We start from the raw sequence: 18,720 nt of genomic DNA, 5'->3' as shown, positions 1-18,720 counted from the left end.
GCAACTGGGCTTTATCCGTCATGCTGCCACCATTTGAGATTGATTGTGTGAGTATCAGTTTCGTTTTCCCGCTGAACCCGGTGCTGAATTTTCGTCCAGAGCAGTTCCTCCAGTTGCTGTCTGGAAAGGCTACCGGTTTTTTCTTCGTGATCCTGATCCAGCAAACTATACCAATAGTCCATCATCTGTTTTTCTTCAGATGAACAGACGCCATCCATGTAGCGCTGAAGCAGTTCCAAAAAGCTTTTGTGATTCGTTTGCATTCTCAGTCACAAACCCGGAATCGTTGGTAGAGGAAAAGGATTGACTATACCGTTACGTCAATCTTGAAAAGAGAAACCGCAAATCGTACTGTTAAATAATTAAATATTTATATTATTGTGACAGGAATTCCTAAAAATTCTTTGTTTTGTTATAGGAGGGGGCTAGAGGCTACGCCCAGCCGGTAAGAAAATGCCAAACTAAAATAGGACGAAACCAAGTGCTGGCTTAATGCGACTCATTTTACGGGTACGTAAACACAGGTAAGTACAGGATAGCGTGCAGGCATAAAATGGGAATCTTAGAATAATAATTTATTCTTTTTGGGGAGTATCCTCCGCAAAAATGTTCAGGCAGACCCACTATCGCTATCTTCTATGGACTACTCGGTTTTATGTGATGCCGTTTTGGTAAAACTCTTCCAAACTGGGGACGAAGAGGCTTTTCAGGCGATTTACCGCAAATACTGGCATCCACTTTTTGGGGTGGCCCGGAAGAAATTGTATTCGCAGGAGAACGCTGAGGAACTGGTTCAGGACCTTTTCGTCGACTTGTGGGAACGGCGGGAGATCATTCAGATTGAAGACCTGAAGAAATATTTATTTGGAGCGGTCAAATACAAAATACTGAATCACATCAAAGCCCTGTTGATTCGGCAGAAATACGAAAATTTCAAGATTGCCAGCCTGTCCGACCACGACTGCCATACCGAAGATTTGCTGGCTTACGATGATCTGACCAAGGCTCTGGAGTCAGGCATTGCGCATCTGCCCGATAAAACCCGGCAGATTTTCCGGCTGAACCGGATGGAAAACCACTCCGTTCGTGAAATTTCGGCTCAGCTTTGCATCCCGGAACGAACCGTCGAATACCACATCATGCAATCGCTGCGAACGCTCCGGTGTCATTTGAAAGAGTATGTAGGGGCGGTTTAAGGAATGGATACGAATCGGGTTCAAAGCCTGCTTTCTCATCCAATTTGAACCTGAAAAAGCCCTAAACGCCCGGAATCGTTGTAGATTTGACTAAAACCTACGTCCATGCGATTCCCTAAACCTGCCCAGTTTTCTGTTTTGTTGTTTTTTCTGCTGGTACTGATCGCCGGTTTTGCCCAAAACCAGCCGCTATCCACCAACATCCGCCTGAATCAGGTCGGTTTTTATCCTAATGCCGCCAAAGTTGCGGTGGTCGTTGGCGATGCCTCGGGTGAATTCCGGATCATTACGCCGGATTTGAAGAAAACGGTTTTTAAAGGCAAACTGAGCGAAGCCCGCCAGAATGCGATTTCGGGTAAAACCGCCCGGACGGCGGATTTCTCCGCGCTGAAAACCACCGGCACGTTTGTCGTCCTGATTCCCGGTCTGGGGTATTCCTATCCCTTCGATATCAAACCCCATGTTCACCGCGCCGTCGCCGTCGGTTCGCTGAAAGGCTTTTATTACCAGCGGGTTTCGACGGATTTGCCCGCCCGTTACGCCGGGCCGTGGAGCCGTCCGGCGGGTCATGTCCGGGAAGATACGCAGGTGCTGGTGCATCCTTCGGCGGTTTCGGACGGGCGTCCGGCGCGTACGGTTCTGTCGTCGCCGGGAGGGTGGTACGATGCCGGAGATTACAACAAATACATTGTCAATTCGGGGATTACGACTGGAACACTTCTCGCGCTTTACGAAGACTTTCCGCAGTTTTGCCAGACCTTCAAAACCGCTATTCCCGAAAGTGACAACGCGATACCGGACCTTCTGGACGAGTCGCTCTGGAACCTGCGCTGGATGCTGACCATGCAGGACCCGGCCGATGGCGGGGTCTACCACAAACTAACCAATGCCCGGTTCGACGGCATGGTGATGCCCGACCAAGCTACGAAGGAGCGGTATGTCGTTCAGAAAAGCGTGACGGCGGCTCTCGACTTTGCCGCTGTGATGGCGCAGGCCGGGCGGATTTTCAAACCGTTGAGTCGGGAATTGCCGGGCTTGTCGGACTCCTGTGTGACGGCGGCTGTTCGGGCGTGGAATTGGGCAAAGAAAAACCCCGACCAGTATTACCGACAGAATGCGATGAACGAAGCGTTTGATCCAGATGTGGTCACCGGCGAATACGGCGACCGCGACGCCAGCGATGAATGGATCTGGGCTGCCGCCGAATTGTACGTAACCACGAAGAACGATGCCTATTATACGGCGGTCAACCTGTTTCCGGACGACAAAATGCCCTTGCCTTCCTGGGCGCAGGTGCGACTGCTGGGGTATTACACCCTGGCCCGGTTTGAAAAGATCCTGACGCCACGGGGTCGGCAGGACCTCCCGCAACTGAAAAAACGGCTGACCGGTTTTGCCGACGAACTGATTCGTGACGTTGAAAAACAGGCGTACCAAACCGTCATGGGCAAGTCGGCACAGGATTACATCTGGGGCAGTAGCGCGGTCGCGGCCAATCAGGGCATTGCGCTGGTTCAGGCGTATCGCTTGACGAACGACAAAAAATACCTGCGCAACGCCCTGACCAACTTCGATTATTTGCTGGGCCGCAATGCCACCGGTTATTGCTTCGTCACCGGTTTTGGCGATAAGCCGGTCATGAATCCGCACCACCGGCCCTCGGTAGCCGATGGGATTGAAGCCCCCGTTCCGGGCCTGTTGTCGGGCGGTCCCAACGGCAATGCACCGAAACAGGACAAGTGCGAAGGCTACACGGCCACGTCGGCGGATGAGCTGTTCATCGATGCGTCCTGTTCCTACGCGTCCAATGAAATTGCGATCAACTGGAACGCTCCGCTGGTGTATCTGGCCGGGGCGCTGGAAGCTCTGCAGTCGGCTCACTGAAGAAGCTCGTCATCCGATTTTGCCATCTTTAGTCTCGCCTTGGCCCGGTAGCCCAGTGCCCCGGTAGCCCCGGTAGCCCCGGGTTGCACCCGGGGTTATCCAGCGTCAAGCCTTTCAGGCTAGGTTTTTATGACGGATCGGTATCAGCAGTTATTACTTAACCTTCAGTATTTTAACGGTTTGGGCTTGGCGGGAGCTGGCAACCCGAAGCAGCAAGATACTCGGTGCGGCATGGTGTACGGAAAACCGTTGGTGTTCCACTTCGGAAGCCCGAACGACCTCTTTTTCGGCCAGCACCCGGCCTTGCAGGTCGGTTAGCAGCAACCGCAAGGGTTCGCCTTCCGCCCCCCGGATGTCGAACGAAAGCTGGTCACCCTGGATCGGATTGCCGAGTACGACCACGTCGAGCGGTTTTGGCGTTTCGGCCGATTCGGTAGCGATGCGGCTTCCGTTCGGGCAGGTCAGGTTTTTGGGTGCCCACTTGAGCACATACGTACTGCCGTACACTTTCGCACTGATGGCGTACGTCAGGCCGTTTTTCAGACTGGCGGGGGTCGGGAAACTGTACGCGTGAACCCCGTTGCCTTTGCCCGAATCTTTCAGATCCTGCCGGAAAATGTTGGCGTCGACGGTGCCGATGGAATTGCCATTGGCGAAAAATTCGACCTTCATGACGGTGTTTGGCAGGTTTTTATCCCAAACCCAGCCGCGCATCGTGCCGCACTCCACCTTGTCGAGATACCCTTCGAAATTACCCGTTACCACCGGCCCGGGACCGGGGTTGCTGACGGCGGGCTGAACGATGACCGTTGCACTGGACGCCGGGCTGATGCAGCCGCTGACGACGCAGTGGGCAGTGTAAACGAAGGTGCCGGTCGCCGAGGTCGGAACGGTGATGTTGCCTGTGCCGGTCGCATTGTTTGGCCCGCTCCAGTTCAATTGTCCCGAACAGTTGGACGCCGTCAGGACCACCGCCGGGGCATTTTGGGTAACGGTTACCTTGTTTTGACCACCGGAAGCCAGGTTCGGCGCGGGTGGACTGACGCAGGGGTTCAGACGGAATAGTTGTTTGGTGCCACCCGCTCCGGTGGCGGCAAAATACAGAACGCCGTTGATCGGAGTCAGTTCATACGGTGATGAATCGGCCACACCCGGATTGATATCGGCAATCGGGAACGTTCCGGCTTCAGTGCCATCGCTTTTCCAGAGTTCAAAACCGGTCGTAGCGGTTTTGGCACTCATGTACAGCACACCGCCCAGCTCGGCGAAACTGGTCGCATCCGATGCTTCCTGGCCGGGGTTGATGTCTTTCACCAGCACGGTTCCGGCAGCCGTCCCGTCGCTTTTCCAGAGTTCCCGGCCTTTTCCTGCTGTATTGGCGGTAAAGAAAATCTGGTTGTTGACCACTGTCAGAAAACCGGGTACGCCGTTGGATTCGCCCGGTGCGCCGGGGAGAATGTCTTTCACCAGCACGGTTCCGGGAGCCGAACCGTTGCTTTTCCAGAGTTCGATCCCGGCATTCGGTTCATACGCTTTAAAATACGCGACGCCGTTGAGGTTGGTTAGAAAGGAGACTTCGGAAGGAGAAGGACCGGCGTAGATGTCTTTCACCAGCACGGTTCCGGCTGCCGTCCCATCGCTTTTCCACAGTTCGCTACCCGTCTCCGAAGTCCATGCCGCAAAATACAAGAGGCCGTTGATGTTGGCCGAGTAAGCAATGTTGGACCCACTGGCACCGGCATAGATATCTTTCACCAGAACCGTACCGAAGGAGGTGCCGTCGCTTTTCCAGAGTTCGGAACCGTTGGTGCCGTTGTTCGCTTTAAAAAAAAGCGTTCCATTGACGTTGACCAGGTACTGCGGGTCGCCATCGGCGGCTCCGTAGTTGATGTCTTTGACCAACACCGTTCCGGCTTCGGTGCCGTCGCTTTTCCAGATTTCACTGCCATGGGTGCCGTTGTTGGCCCGAAAAAACAGCGTGCCGTTGACATCGGTCATCCAGGCGGGATTCGACTCGTAGCCACCGCTGCGAATGTCTTTCACCAGCACGGTTCCGGCGGCTGTACCATTGCTTTTCCACAGTTCCTGGCCGTTGGTGCCGTTATTGGCCGCAAAAAACAGGGTGTTGTTGACCACGATCATGCGCACGGGTGACGAACTGGCCGCGCCGGGATTGATGTCTTTCAGCAACACGGTTCCGGCGGCTGTTCCGTCACTTTTCCAGAGTTCGGCACCGTTGATGCCATCGTTGGCGTTGAAATAAAGAGCGCCATTGTACTGAATGATTTCGGTAATACCGCCGGGAAATGTTTTGAGGGAAAGGGGCGCCTGAGCCTGAACGGGAAATGTACTGACAAAGCTGAGCCAGCACCCCAGAACGAGGTGAATAAAGGTAGATTTCTTCATGGTGTTCAAAAGTAAATGGTGTGGAGAACGTAACGATGGCGTAAAACTAGGCAGGAAAGGCGTCGGGCAGGAGCGCGAGTTAACAACAGGGGAGTCCGAACGAATAATCGGTGACATTTGGCAATAGCTGACAACAAAAGAAACGACGCCTACCCCGCTCGGTCATCGGGCGGGGTAGGCAAAACCGTACGGGATCGTTAGAGAGCGTGATCCGGTTGCAGGACTTTTTTGGATTTGTTGCTTTGGACCGACAGAAAGACGTAGTAACTCAGTCCAAGCAGCATGATGAGAAAGCCCAGATTGCCGTAAAAACCGGGCCAGCCGACGCCTTTGAAAAGGATCTCACCGATCAGCGTAAAGAAGATGGTGGTGACCTGCGTCGCTTCGACCGTGGCCAGGGCTGTGGGGTTTTTCCGAACCAGTTGAATGGCTTTGAAGAATAAAACGCTCCCCAGAACCCCCGAAAAAAGGGCGGCCATCAACGACGAAAACACCTGCACTTTGACCGGTGGGCCGGATTCGTAAAAACCGTATACCGCGAGGAGAATCAAAACCGGCAGACTCCCCAGACACATCCCCAGAACGCGTTGCCAGGCACTCAGGTGAATGTTTCGGTGTTCCAGATCGAGCATCAGTTTGCGGTTGCCGAGCGGCCACAAGAAGGCGGCCACCAGCGTTAACCCCAGGCTGATCAGCGTTGAATCGCCCAGGTGGAACGATTGCATTTTCTCAAGCTGCATCACCGCAATGCTGACCACGAGCAGAGCCGAAAGCAGCAGGGCCTTCCGGGGAATGATGGCCCGGTGATCTGAATAAATGAATGGCGCCAGCAGCAAACCCGCCAGAATGGTGATTTCAAAACCGGCGGCTACGAGCCAGCCGGGTGCGAAAAGCGAGGCAAACGTCAGGAAGGCGTAGAAAATTCCGAAGCCGACGTTGCCCCAGATCAGAAACGTGCCGGGCATCTGTTTCAGGACGACCAGCAGCGGTTTTAACTGACGGTTCCCGGCAACGATGATCAACAGAAAAGGAAGCAGCAGCCAATACCGGAGGGAAGCCGTCCAGGCCCAGTGTGAACCGGAAAATGCCATCAGACTGTTGACAATCAGCCCAACGGAGAGGAACAGGTTACTGACCAATCCCAGCGCAATGGCCTGGATTACGGTTTTGCTTTCTTTTGTCATTGATTTACAGTGGGTTGTATTCTTTTTGCCGAAACGCAACGCAATGACATGAACACAAATCCCCCTACCCGGTGTGTTCCGACCGGCCGCAGGCTGTATGGTAGGGGAATGAATTCGATCAGGCGGGAATCACGCCCAGTTCCTGACCAATTTTGGTGAAGGCAGCCACCGCTTTTTCCAGGTGCTCCGGCTCATGACCCGCCGAAATCTGCACCCGAATCCGGGCTTTGCCCTTGGGAACAACCGGGTAGAAGAAACCGATGACGTAGATGCCTTCTTTCAGCAACCGGGCGGCAAATTCCTGCGCCAGCGGTGCGTCGTAGAGCATGATCGGCACAATCGGGTGTTCGCCGGGGATGATGTCGAAACCGGCGGCCGTCATCGCTTCCCGGAAAAACCGGGTGTTGGTTTCCAGTTTGTCCCGCAGGTGCGTCGATGCATTCAGCAACTCCAGCACTTTCAGCGATGCGCCGACAATCGATGGTGCCAGCGTGTTGGAAAACAGGTACGGCCGCGACCGTTGGCGGAGCAGTTCAACGATTTCTTTCCGGGCCGCCGTAAAACCGCCGGAAGCCCCGCCGAGTGCTTTTCCGTAGGTGCCGGTGATGATGTCGATTCGCCCCAGAACGTTGCGGTATTCGGCGGTGCCGCGCCCCGTTCGGCCCAGAAAACCGCTGGCGTGGCATTCGTCGATCATCGTCATGGCACCGTATTGGTCGGCCAGATCGCAGATTTTATCCAGTTGGGCGATGGTTCCGTCCATCGAAAAGGCGCCGTCGGTAACAATGAGTTTGCGCCGTGACGAGGAAGCGGCCTGTAGCTGAGCTTCCAGATCGGCCATGTCGTTGTGTTTATACCGGAACCGTTTGGCCTTGCACAGTCGGATGCCGTCGATGATCGACGCGTGGTTGAGTTCGTCCGAAATGATGGCATCTTCTTCGGTCAGCAAAGGTTCGAACACGCCCCCGTTGGCATCGAAAGCAGCCGCGTATAAAATGCAGTCTTCCGCGCCGACGAACTCGGCGGTTTTTTGCTCCAGTTCCTTGTGAATGTCCTGCGTACCACAGATAAACCGCACCGACGACATGCCGAAACCGTGGCTCTCAAGGGCCTGGTGAGCGGCTTCGATCACATCGGGGTGGGAGGAAAGTCCCAGGTAATTATTGGCACAGAAGTTCAGTACTTTCTGTCCGTCTTTCACGGCAATAATGGCCGACTGCGGGGAGACAATGATCCGCTCGGATTTGTAGAGACCGGCTTCTTTGATGCTGTCCAGTTCCTGCTGAAAGGATGCGCGGGTGGTTTCGTAAGGAGTCATGTTATTTCAGTTGGGATTGTGGATCGTAAATTAGGGTAAGTTGGGTAATCATTTCGCGGGTCATGGCGGGCAGATCGTAGTGCGGTTGCCAGCCCCAGTCGTGCCGGGCCGCCGAATCATCGATGGTTTTGGGCCACGAATCGGCAATTTCCTGCCGGAAATCCGGTTTATAACGGGTAACAAAATCCGGAAAATACGTTTGAATGGACGCCGTCAGTTCGGCGGGCGTAAAACTCATGCCGGTCAGGTTATACGAAGTCCGCACCTGAACCCGATCTTCGGGCGCTTCCATCAGTTCCATCGTCGCCCGAATGGCATCGTCCATGTAGATCATGGGCAAGCGGGTGTTTTCCGACAGAAAACACTCAAACGGCAAGTGTTGAACGGCTTTGTGGTAAATATCGACGGCATAATCCGTGGTTCCTCCGCCGGGCATGGACTGGTAGCTGATGACGCCGGGGTAGCGCAGCGAGCGGATGTCCAACCCGTATCGCTTGTGGTAATACATCGACCAGTTTTCGGCGGCCACTTTGCTGATTCCGTACACCGTCGACGGGTCCATGTAGGCGGTTTGCGGTGTTTCGTATTTGGGTGAATGCTCGCCAAAAGCCGCAATGGAACTGGGAACGAACACTTTGTCGAGTTTATAGGTCCGGCCTACTTCAAAGACATTCAGCAGGGTTTGCATGTTCAGATTCCAGGCACTGATCGGGTCGGATTCGCCTTTGGCAGAGAGAACGGCGGCCAGGTGGTAAATCTGGGTAACGTTATATTTTCGGATCAACCGGGCCAGCTCGTCCGGTTGCGTGGCATCCAGGATTTCAAACGGCCCCTGCGGCAGGGTCGGCATTCGTAAATCCGACGCCACCACGGAGTCGACTCCGAAACGATCCTGTAGGCAGGGGAGCAGAGCCGTACCGATTTGTCCGTTGGCTCCGATCAGTAAAATAGTGTCTCGCTTCATGTACGTGTGGTCTCAGAAAGCTGAAAAAGGGTTGTTGATGAAGTCGTTCGTGCGTAAAAAGAGGATAAGATGCTTTTGATAATTTTCTTTACAAATCTAAATAATAAACGATTTTATCTTATACAGTGGGTAAAACTCAATAAATATTGCTGTGTCAATGCGTATTGGTAGGAATTAAATCGGAATCTGCTTTCCGCCGACTCTGCTGGCAGAAATTTTTTCTAAGCCTGATTGGCAGGAACCAGCAAAGCAGGGTAAAATGCCGGCAAAGAGGTGGTAATCGAGCGGGAAACGGGATGGAAAAACCATTCGGTAATGCGTTCCTGGTGGAAGCGAACGGTTTTATTGAAAACGGGACAGAGGGAACCCGGTAATGGGTTTTTCAATTCGTTCAGGCGGTTTTCGCCAGGAAATGCCTGAGGAAGAAATCTGATAAAATAAATAATTACCGGCGAACAGATTTCGGTTAGAATCGGGACGTTCCAGATGCCATACGGGTCGCTTAGCAACCGAATGTTTGTAGAAAGCAGATTGATTTTGATTTTTTTGGTCGCGTAGCGATCTGATAAAAGATGCCGTTCGGTCGCTACGCGACCAAAAAGGATGCTGCGGTGAAACGTGTGCTATAAACATCTGGTCACTATGCGACCTCCCAAAGTAGGCTTCGGTCAGACCTGGTCTATACATATTCGGTCGCTATACGACCTCAAGAAAAGTGAAAAGGTTGTTTTCTCAGGAAACCGCCTTGAAAACAAGTGGAGGAAAAGAAGAAAGTCGTGAAAGCTGGAAGAACAGGTCTTTGCTCTCACGTCTTTCTTCTCACCTCGCACAAAATCATCAGGGCGTAATGGCCGGGATGCGTTGCTCGGTTACCAGTCGGTTGAACTCCGGAACCTGCTGATTGATAATGTCTTTCAGTTTGGTCAGCGAACCGTCGACCTGTTTTTCCAGGGCTTCGTAAACCGTGTAAGACGCTTTGGTCGGCTTGGTGTCGGCGGAAGAAACCACCGAGCTAACGCCCGCCAGTTTGTCATTCAGCCGGATGGGATAGGCCAGGGCATCCTGTTGCGCTTTTGATTTGGGCTGCATCAGCTCCGACTCCAGTTTGTCCAGTGTTTCGAGCATCGGCTGCGTCACTTTCTTGAATTTTGCCGCTACCGCCGGGTCTTTTACGTCTTTCATATACCCGCTCACCTGATTCCGGATCTGGCGAATCTGGTTGACACCCTTGTGCGTTTCCGACAGCTTGTTGTTGATTTTCGACAACAGGTCAAACTGCGCCTTGTAGTCGGCATCCGTCAGCTTCAGGCGCGGATCTTTCAGGATTTCGAACGGTTGTTCGGCCACCAGCGAATCTCCCAGCAAAAGCCGGACTTTGTATTGCCCCGGTACTACTTTGGCGCCCGTTCCACGGCCCGTCCACATCACGTTGATGCCATCGACCGGGGTTACATCCGGATACCGCATGTCCCAGACAAAAGCGTTCATGCCCGAAAGCGCCGGAGCGGTTCCCGGTCTTTTGGCTGTCGCATCGTCGTAAAATTCCTTCGCGATTTTCAGTGGTGTTCCCTTTTTGTCTTTGGTATTGGAATACGTAATGATCGTGTCGCCTGCCGTAGTCATGAAGAGCAATTTCAGTTCTTTGGCTGGTTTGTTTTTCAGGTAATACCGCACCAGAACACCGTTGGGCGCGTTTTCGCCTTCGTCCAGCGAGGGGCCGCTGCGCAGGTTTTCGGTGCCGCCGTCCATCCGGTAAGCCGGTCGCGGTTTGAACAAATGAACCGATTTGCCAGCTAACGTGCCTTTGGCCTGCTGATCGGCGATCTCGTGCAGGGGCGTAATGTCGTCCATGATCCAGAACGACCGGCCGTGCGTGGCCACCACCAGGTCTTTTTCCCGTTTGTGAATCTGGAGATCGCGGATGGGCGTGATGGGCAGGTTGAGATTCAGTTTCTGCCAGGACGTTCCATCGTTGAACGACACATAGACACCACGTTCGGTACCGGCATACAGCAAACCGGCTTTGTTCGGATCTTCCCGAACCACGTGGCAATATTCGTCCGCCGGAATGCCCGCCGTGATCGATGTCCAGGTTTTTCCGTAATCCGTTGTTTTGAACAGATACGGTTTGCGGTCGCCCGACATGTAGCGTTTGGCCGCCAAATATGCTTTTCCGGTCGTGTGCTCAGACGGGTGAATCATGCTCATGATGGCCCATTCCGGCAGTTGCGAAGTCGGCGGGGTAATTTTCTGCCAGCTTTTGGCACCGTCGCGGCTGATGTGCATCAACCCGTCGTCGGAACCCGCCCAAAATACGTTTTTCTCGATGGGCGATTCGGCAAAGGTGAAAACCGTCGGGAACGTCTCGGCACCGGTGTTATCTTTCGTGATCGGCCCGCCCGTATCGCCCTGCGTTTTCGGGTCGTTGCGCGTCAAATCCGGACTGAGGTCTTCCCAGGTATGGCCGTAATCGTAGCTGCGGTGAACGTGCTGCGAGGTCACATACAGGGCTTTGGGATCGTGTGGAGAAAAAACTATTGGGAACGTCCACTGAAACCGGTATTTCCGGTCGGCGGAAGGCGCACCCATGCTGTAGTCCGGGTAGACGTTGATGCGCTGGTTCTGATCCGTTCCTTTGTCGTAGCGCGTAATCAAGCCGTCGTAGCTTCCCCCAAACGTCACTTCGGGATTGTTCGGATCGGATGTAATGTAGCCCGACTCGCCACCAGCCACCTGATACCAAGCTCCGGCACCGATTGAGAAATCCGTCGTGCGGCTGGCAATCCGGATCGCCGAGTTGTCCTGCTGCGCCCCGTAGAGGTTATACGGGAAGTCGTTATCCAGCGAGACGTGGTAAAACTGCGCCGTCGGAATGTCGATGTCGGAGAACGTTGCCCCGCCGTTGTAGGTCACTTCGGCCCCGCCGTCGTCGGCAATGATGAAGTTTTGCGGGTTCTTCGGATTCCACCAGATGTCGTGCGTATCGCCGTGGTGAACCGGAATCCGGGAGAAGGTTTTACCGCCATCATACGACTTTAAGGCATTCACGTTCAGGATGATCAGGCCGTTTTCGTTCTGCGGGTCGGCCGCCAGCATCATGTAATACCACGGCCGTTGCCACAGGTTTTTGTCTTCGTTGATCAGTTGCCAGGTCATACCCGCATCGTCGGAACGGTACAAACCGCCTTTGGCATTTTCGACCATCGCATACAGGCGGTTGGAGTTAACCGGCGAAACCGTGATGCCAATTTTTCCGAGCAGGCCTTTGGGCATACCCGGTTTGTCGTGCAGGCTGATCCAGGTGTCACCGCCGTCGGTCGATTTGTATAGACCGCAACCCGGTCCACCGCTGCTCATCATGTAGCTATTGCGGTAGGCCTGCCACATCGACGCATAAACGATCGACGGATTGTTGGGGTCGAGTTCCACCACGGCAGCTCCCGTGCTGTCGTTTTTGGCCAGAATGTGTTTCCACGATTTACCGCCATCGGTGGTCCGGAAAACACCGCGTTCCTTGTTCGGTGCAAACGGATTGCCCAGAGCCGCGACGTAGGCAATGTCGGGGTTTTGGGGATGGACTTCAATGTTGCCAATCGCATCGGCCATTTTCAGTCCCATGTGTTTCCAGGTCTTGCCGGCATCGGTCGATTTATAGACGCCGTCGCCGTACGAAATATTACTCCGAATGTCGGATTCGCCCATGCCGACGTAGATGATATTCGGATCGGAGGGCGCAACGACAATCGCACCTACCGAACTGGATTTGAATGTGCTGTCGGAAATCGAAAGCCAGTTGGCTCCGCCATTGACGGTTTTCCAGACGCCACCGCCGGTAGTTCCGAAGTAGTACGTAAGGGGTTGGTCGACGTGACCGGCTGCCGCCAGGGAGCGCCCACCCCGGAACGGCCCGATGTTACGCCACCGCAAGCCGTTGAAAAGGTCGCCTGAAATGGGTTTGACGGTTGGGGAATCGGTTTTGGCTTTTCGCTGGGCCACGGCCGGGTCGGGGATCAGGAGCAGACCCAGCACGATCCATGCAACGGCGGCTGAGGCCCGATTGCCCAAAAAAGAAGCGAATAAAGGATTTTTCATGAATGAACGATAAGAGTTGTGCCTGCCCCGTACACGTCAGGTCTGTGCCCAAAAACACGAAATCAGTGGGAAGTATTTTCTGGTAAAACACCGGGCAACGACTGCTCCGAACACGCCGGGTCAGGCCGCACATAACACGTCGGTCGGAGACAGTCGGGCCGGTATACCAATCAAGCAAGGTCTTCCGGTTCTTTTACAGATCCAAACCGCTTTTCGTGTGTTTTGCTGCTCCCCTTCCAGAGTGGCAATGCACACAGAAAATCCGTTAGGGCGGTAAAAACCCGTTACAATAATCAATGATGAATGATCAGGATTGTCAGTGACAACCCGATACAGTTGTTATTTCAACTGCTATTTTTCGAGACCGGCTTCGAGTGCGGCTGGAAGCTGGAATCGGGTGGTAAGCCTTGTAAGTATTTCGTAAACTCCTCCCAAATATTAGAAGCAATCCAACCGATGTCAAGTTTAATCGTATTTTAATTTTGACAAATAATGATTTTCGCAGATAGAAAAAACAATATAAAAGAATAGTGCAAAATTTGGTTTACTATGTTTTGCTCAATCAGGGAAATACCAATATATCTCCTCATCAATCCAATTGTTTCGATGTACAATATATTCCGTCTATTAACGAATGAATGGAGAAAATAATAAGCTGATTTTTGTTTTAACAATAAAAAACACTGTTGAAGATTGAAATAAAAGAAAATATTATTGATCATTTCCTTTGCATTAAAATTGGCTTTTTCCTAAATTTGCCAAAGAATATTCTTCGTAACTCTCCCAGTACATTTTCAGGGCTTGCTTTATCCGCCAGCTCTGTTTATTCCCTTCCAGTCAAGCAAGAAAAGTAGCCGTTTGGAACCAATTCAGACGGAGTTTCCCATTTCTAACCACAAGTTATCATGGCTACTACTTTCTTACAATCCGCTGCCAGGCCTACACACTAACAGCCGCAGGTTTTTCAAATACACGAATACCGACTCGTCTACGGCGTCCGATCTGCCCGTCCGGTACACTGGCTTGTGTGCCACGTGTGTCCGGCGAGAGCGTAACCTGTTTGCAAACGGAAATGAATCGACCCTACTCACCGGACTAGTAGATCCGGGAAGGCTGCTACGTCCGTTTCCCACCTCCACCGGAGTTTGTGTAACCCAAAATCAACTCATCCAATGAAGCAAATTGCTACTGTTCTTATTCTTATTTTTTCCGCCCATCTTCTGCAGGCGCAGGACCGCATCCTGAAAGGGATCGTGAACAGCCAGGAAGAAAATACCGGCATACCGGGCGTGAATGTAGTGCTGAAAGGCACTTCGATCGGCACGACCACCGATGCCAATGGGGCCTATCAGCTCAGCATCAGTACCAAAGGCGGAACGTTGGTTTTTTCGTCCATTGGGTTCCAGAATAAAGAAGTGGTCGTCGGAAACCAGTCGAAAATCGATGTGGCCCTGGTGACCGATACCAAGATCTTATCAGAAGTGATTGTGACCGGGTATGGCACACAGGCCCAGAAAACCATCACGGGTTCCATTGCGTCAGTGAGCGGCAAGGCCATCGAAAACATTCCGGCTCCCAGCAGCGACCAGCTCCTGCAGGGACGGGCCGCCGGGGTGCAGGTGAGCGCCAACTCCGGTACGCCCGGGGGCGGCATGATGGTGCGGGTGCGGGGAACGACCTCCATCAACGGCTCCAGCGATCCGCTGTACGTCGTCGACGGTATTCCGATTCAGTCGGGGAGCCTTTCGGCGATTGGCCTGGGCGGAAGCACTACCAACCCCATCGCCGACATCAACCCGGCCGACATTGCGTCCATGGAAATCCTGAAAGATGCCTCTGCCACCGCGATTTACGGGGCGCGGGCGGCCAATGGCGTCGTGCTGATCACCACCAAACGCGGTGCCAACAAAAAAGCGAAAATCAGCTTCGGTACCTACATCGGTACGCAGAACCTGTGGCGCAAACCCGCCGTAGTCGACGGAACGACCTTCGAAACGCTGATCAACGAAGCGTCGGTCAACAACGGCCAGGCGGCTCCGTATGCCAATCCGGCCGGAACCATCAACACCGACTGGCGAGAGCCGGTTTTCCAGAACGGACTCCTGCGCAACCACGACCTGTCGATTACGGGCGGTACCGACAAAATCCAGTACCTGGTTTCGGTCAACAACTTCTTTCAGGAAGCCGTCATCAAAGGCTCCGATTTCAAACGGACGAGCGGCCGGGTCAACCTCGACTTTACGCCCGTCAACAAGGTGAAAGTCGGAACCAGCGTGCTGTTCTCGCGGAACTTCCGGAACCGCGTTCGGAACGACGACAACATTTCCGGTGCGCTGGAAGGCTCCTTCTTTCTGCCGCCCAACTTGCCTTTCTACCAGACCAATGGGTCATATACCAAGTTCGGAACTTTTGAAAGCCCGCTGGCGGCTGTTGAACACAACGACATCACGATGTCGACCAACCGGTTTCTGGCCAATGTATACGCCCAATACGACATTATACCGGGTTTGAGTCTGCGGTCCAGCTTCAGCCTGGATTACAGCAACATCCAGGAAGATCTCTACGACGACACGTTTCTGAACAACGGTGCTGCGGTCAACGGCTCGGCCCGTTCGGTCAACACGCGGGATGATAACTGGGTGCAGGAGAACGTGTTGACGTTCCAGCGGAGCTTCGGCAATCACTCGATCAACGCGCTGGTGGGAACGTCGGTTCAGGAGTCGGTTTTCAGCCGGACGTCGGCGACGGGCCAGCAGTTTCCCAGCAACGACTTCCGCAAAATCATCTCGGCGGCTGTTCAAACCGGTACGTCTGAAGGCTCCAGTTGGGGAATCGCTTCGGTGTTTGGCCGGTTTGTGTACGACTACAAAAACAAATACCTGGCCACGGTGAACATCCGGCGCGATGGTTCTTCCCGGTTTGGGGTGGCCAACCGCTGGGGAACTTTCCCGTCGGTGGCCGTAGGCTGGCTGCTCTCCGAGGAGTCGTTCATGAAATCGGTGTCGGCAATCAACGTCCTGAAACTCCGGGCTAGCTACGGTTTTACGGGGAACCAGAGCGGGATTACGAATTTTCAGTCCCTGGGTCTTTGGGGTGGCAACCTGAACGATCTGGGCGATGTGTCCGGTTCTTCGGCGTATGTGAACTTGCCGGGAACGGCCCCCGTTCAGTTGGCCAATCCCAACCTGAAATGGGAAACCACGGAGCAAACCAACGTTGGGCTTGACCTGGGTCTGCTGAAAAACCGCCTGAAAATTACCGCCGATTATTACGTCAAGAACACGCGGGATTTGTTGCTGGCCGTTCCGGTTCCCCGGACGTCCGGTTTCAATACGCTGGTGCAGAACTACGGTTCGGTGCAGAACAGTGGGGTCGAACTGGGCATCAATGCCGACGTCCTGCGCGGTGGAGCGGACAAGCTCGACTGGAATGTGAACTTTAACATTGCCACCAACAGAAACCGCCTGACCAAGCTGGCCGCGCCGTTCACCGTTTACAACCGGGATATTTACCGCTACGAAGAGGGCTACTCCATGTATTCGTTCTATTTCCACGAGCAAACCGGCGTCAACCGGGAAACGGGAGCACCCATTTTTACGGATGTGAATGGTGATGGCAAGTTTGATGCCAACGTCGATCGCAAGATCGTGGGCAACGCCAACCCGGATTTCTTCGGCGGGATTACCAACACGCTGTCTTACAAAGGTTTCGACCTGATGTTCTTCTTCCAGTATTCCTACGGAAACATGCAGTTGCACTGGAACCGCTTCTTCCAAGAACACGGCGGTACGCGGAACACCAACTTCATGACGAGCCAACTGGATCGCTGGCAAAAACCGGGTGATGAAACGATGATCCCGAAAATGACGGCGGAAAACTATTCCGGCAACCTGCGCCCTTCGCGCTTTCTGGAAGATGGTTCGTACATGCGTCTGAAAAACCTGTCGATCGGCTACAGCCTGCCAGCTACGCTATTGAGCAAAATTAAGCTGTCGAGTGCGCGGGTTTACGTGTCCGGCCAGAATGTCCTGACGTTCACGAAGTACACCGGTTTGGATCCGGAACTGACCGGAACGGCGGCTACCAACCTCACGCAGGGCATCGAGTTCTACACGATGCCGCAACCACGGGTGTATATGGCTGGTATCAACGTGAGTTTTTAATCGTTCTCAACCGCTACGAATAGGATGTACCCATTTAAAATTGACGCCATGAAAAGACTGAATCATATTCTTCTGACCACTGCTTTGTGCAGTGTATTGACGGCCTGTGATGTGCTGGATCAGGAACCGCAGGCCGAGGTGTCGGAAAGCGTGGCCGTTACCAACCTGAAAGGTGCCACCGCGGCCATGGCCGGGATGTATAACCAGCTCCAGGACGGAAACTATTACGGACGAAACTTCATCCTGATGGGCGATGTCGCAGCCGATATTTCGCAGAGCGTGGGAACCTGGGATTTTTACCGGGAAATGGACACCTACGTCACGGCACCGGCCAACCGGGAAAATGCCGCGATGTGGACCCGGGCCTACCGCGCGGTCAACATTGCCAACACGCTGATCGAAGCCGTTCCGACCCTGACGGACATTCCGGATGCCACCAAGAACGCCATTCTGGGGCAGGCGTATTTTATCCGGGGCCTGACGTTTTTCGACCTGACCCGGTCGTACGGGGGCGTGCCGGGTGTGGTGGGGACGTTGGGCATTCCGCTGGTGCTGAAGCCTTCCAAACAGGTCGACGATTCGTTGTTTCCGAGCCGGTCTACGCTGGTGGAGTCCTATGCGCAGGTGGAAAGCGATCTTCTGAAGTCGCTTGAGCTATTGCCGGAAACGCACGCGAACATCACGACCACCCGTTCGCAGGCCGTGAAAGGAACCGCCCGGGCGCTGCTTTCCCGCCTGTATCTGTATACCAACCAGCCCCAGAAAGTGATCGAGTATGCCAACCTGGTCATCAACGACAGCAAATATGCCTTGCTGGGTTCTTACGAATCGATTTTCTCGGGGGCATTTTCCACCGAATCCATTTTTGAACTGGCCTTTGGTTCCACCGACCAGAGCGGTCTTCGCAACTGGTATTTCCCGTCCAGTATGGGTGGCCGGGGCGACATTGCCATTCACGAGGGATTCTACGCCGAACTGATTGCCAATCCGAACGATGTTCGGGGAAAAATGACGGCCCGTGACAATGTGGTCGGTGTCTATTACTCGACGAAATACCAGAAAGCCGGTAACATCGATAACGTTCATATTCTGCGGATTGCCGAGGTGTATCTGAACCGGGCGGAAGCCCTGGCCCAAACCGGAAACCTGACCGGTGCGTTGGCCGATCTGAACCGGATCAGAACGCGGGCCGGACTGGCCGCTTCGACGGTCACCGGTTTGCAGCCGACCTTGCAGGCCATCTGGCAGGAACGGAAAATTGAGCTGGCGTTTGAAGGCCACCGCTTCTTTGATCTGGTCCGGACCAACCAGGCCCTGACCAAACTGGTGGCTGTTGCCCGGAAAAATGGTCCGCCGATTACGCTCACGAACGCGGGGCGGCAGGTTTTTCCGATTCCCCTGGCGGACATCGATTCCAACAAAAACCTGGATCAGAACGAAGGCTACCGCTAGAGAATCGACCCGGAATTGGACGATCAATAAATAACCCATCCTGATCTGCTGATGAAGCGTT

The 18,720-nt window shown here is 53.8% G+C and carries 10 protein-coding genes; 4 read left to right on the top strand and 6 right to left on the bottom strand.

The window, feature by feature from the left end; all coding sequences use genetic code 11:
- Positions 1–11: 11 nt before the first annotated feature.
- Positions 12–263: a hypothetical protein gene (locus F0P93_RS26435; RefSeq protein ID WP_150880728.1), complete on the bottom strand. Its 252-nt coding sequence runs from the start codon at positions 261–263 to the stop codon at positions 12–14.
- Between the two features lie 375 nt (positions 264–638).
- On the opposite strand from F0P93_RS26435, the gene F0P93_RS26430 reads away from it, so the two are divergent.
- Both F0P93_RS26430 and F0P93_RS26425 read left to right on the top strand, forming a co-directional pair.
- A complete protein-coding gene (locus tag F0P93_RS26430; protein WP_150880727.1) occupies positions 639–1,196 on the top strand; it encodes an RNA polymerase sigma-70 factor in 558 nt (185 codons plus the stop codon).
- Between the two features lie 105 nt (positions 1,197–1,301).
- The gene (locus F0P93_RS26425; RefSeq protein WP_150880726.1) at positions 1,302–3,080 is read left to right on the top strand and encodes a glycoside hydrolase family 9 protein; all 1,779 of its coding nucleotides are present in this window, start codon (positions 1,302–1,304) and stop codon (positions 3,078–3,080) included.
- Positions 3,081–3,233: 153 nt separating this feature from the next.
- On the opposite strand, the gene F0P93_RS26420 is transcribed toward F0P93_RS26425, so the two are convergent.
- From F0P93_RS26420 to F0P93_RS26400, 5 genes are all read right to left on the bottom strand, one after another.
- Positions 3,234–5,486, bottom strand: coding sequence for an ELWxxDGT repeat protein (locus tag F0P93_RS26420; protein WP_150880725.1), 2,253 nt, complete (start codon positions 5,484–5,486; stop codon positions 3,234–3,236).
- A 197-nt stretch (positions 5,487–5,683) separates the two neighbouring features.
- Entirely contained in the window at positions 5,684–6,670 is a 987-nt protein-coding gene (locus F0P93_RS26415; protein ID WP_150880724.1) for a DMT family transporter, read from the bottom strand.
- 118 nt (positions 6,671–6,788) lie between these two features.
- A complete protein-coding gene (kbl, locus tag F0P93_RS26410; RefSeq protein ID WP_150880723.1) occupies positions 6,789–7,988 on the bottom strand; it encodes a glycine C-acetyltransferase in 1,200 nt (399 codons plus the stop codon).
- Position 7,989: 1 nt separating this feature from the next.
- Positions 7,990–8,952, bottom strand: a complete 963-nt coding sequence (locus tag F0P93_RS26405) for an NAD-dependent epimerase/dehydratase family protein (RefSeq protein WP_150880722.1) — start codon at positions 8,950–8,952, stop codon at positions 7,990–7,992.
- A gap of 837 nt (positions 8,953–9,789) precedes the next feature.
- Positions 9,790–13,044 carry a WD40/YVTN/BNR-like repeat-containing protein gene (locus tag F0P93_RS26400; protein WP_150880721.1) on the bottom strand — a complete coding sequence of 1,085 codons (3,255 nt, stop codon included), beginning with the start codon at positions 13,042–13,044 and terminating at the stop codon, positions 9,790–9,792.
- A 1,172-nt stretch (positions 13,045–14,216) separates the two neighbouring features.
- On the opposite strand from F0P93_RS26400, the gene F0P93_RS26395 reads away from it, so the two are divergent.
- Both F0P93_RS26395 and F0P93_RS26390 read left to right on the top strand, forming a co-directional pair.
- Positions 14,217–17,207 carry a SusC/RagA family TonB-linked outer membrane protein gene (locus F0P93_RS26395; RefSeq protein ID WP_150880720.1) on the top strand — a complete coding sequence of 997 codons (2,991 nt, stop codon included), beginning with the start codon at positions 14,217–14,219 and terminating at the stop codon, positions 17,205–17,207.
- A 48-nt stretch (positions 17,208–17,255) separates the two neighbouring features.
- On the top strand, positions 17,256–18,659 hold the full coding sequence (locus tag F0P93_RS26390; RefSeq protein WP_150880719.1) for a RagB/SusD family nutrient uptake outer membrane protein: 1,404 nt from the start codon (positions 17,256–17,258) through the stop codon (positions 18,657–18,659).
- The last annotated feature ends 61 nt before the right edge of the window (positions 18,660–18,720 follow it).

Origin of the sequence: Larkinella humicola, assembly GCF_008727875.1 — a bacterium.
Classification (GTDB): domain Bacteria; phylum Bacteroidota; class Bacteroidia; order Cytophagales; family Spirosomataceae; genus Larkinella; species Larkinella humicola.
The sequence above is the reverse complement of the archived record's forward strand: the minus strand, read 5'-3'. Positions and strand labels throughout refer to the sequence as shown.

What these genes read in the sequence shown, in the direction of transcription:
- F0P93_RS26435 (WP_150880728.1), bottom strand. Translation starts at nt 263, where the DNA reads ATGCAAACGAATCACAAAAGCTTTTTGGAACTGCTTCAGCGCTACATG.
- F0P93_RS26430 (WP_150880727.1), top strand. Translation starts at nt 639, where the DNA reads ATGGACTACTCGGTTTTATGTGATGCCGTTTTGGTAAAACTCTTCCAA.
- F0P93_RS26425 (WP_150880726.1), top strand. Translation starts at nt 1,302, where the DNA reads ATGCGATTCCCTAAACCTGCCCAGTTTTCTGTTTTGTTGTTTTTTCTG.
- F0P93_RS26420 (WP_150880725.1), bottom strand. Translation starts at nt 5,486, where the DNA reads ATGAAGAAATCTACCTTTATTCACCTCGTTCTGGGGTGCTGGCTCAGC.
- F0P93_RS26415 (WP_150880724.1), bottom strand. Translation starts at nt 6,670, where the DNA reads ATGACAAAAGAAAGCAAAACCGTAATCCAGGCCATTGCGCTGGGATTG.
- kbl (WP_150880723.1), bottom strand. Translation starts at nt 7,988, where the DNA reads ATGACTCCTTACGAAACCACCCGCGCATCCTTTCAGCAGGAACTGGAC.
- F0P93_RS26405 (WP_150880722.1), bottom strand. Translation starts at nt 8,952, where the DNA reads ATGAAGCGAGACACTATTTTACTGATCGGAGCCAACGGACAAATCGGT.
- F0P93_RS26400 (WP_150880721.1), bottom strand. Translation starts at nt 13,044, where the DNA reads ATGAAAAATCCTTTATTCGCTTCTTTTTTGGGCAATCGGGCCTCAGCC.
- F0P93_RS26395 (WP_150880720.1), top strand. Translation starts at nt 14,217, where the DNA reads ATGAAGCAAATTGCTACTGTTCTTATTCTTATTTTTTCCGCCCATCTT.
- F0P93_RS26390 (WP_150880719.1), top strand. Translation starts at nt 17,256, where the DNA reads ATGAAAAGACTGAATCATATTCTTCTGACCACTGCTTTGTGCAGTGTA.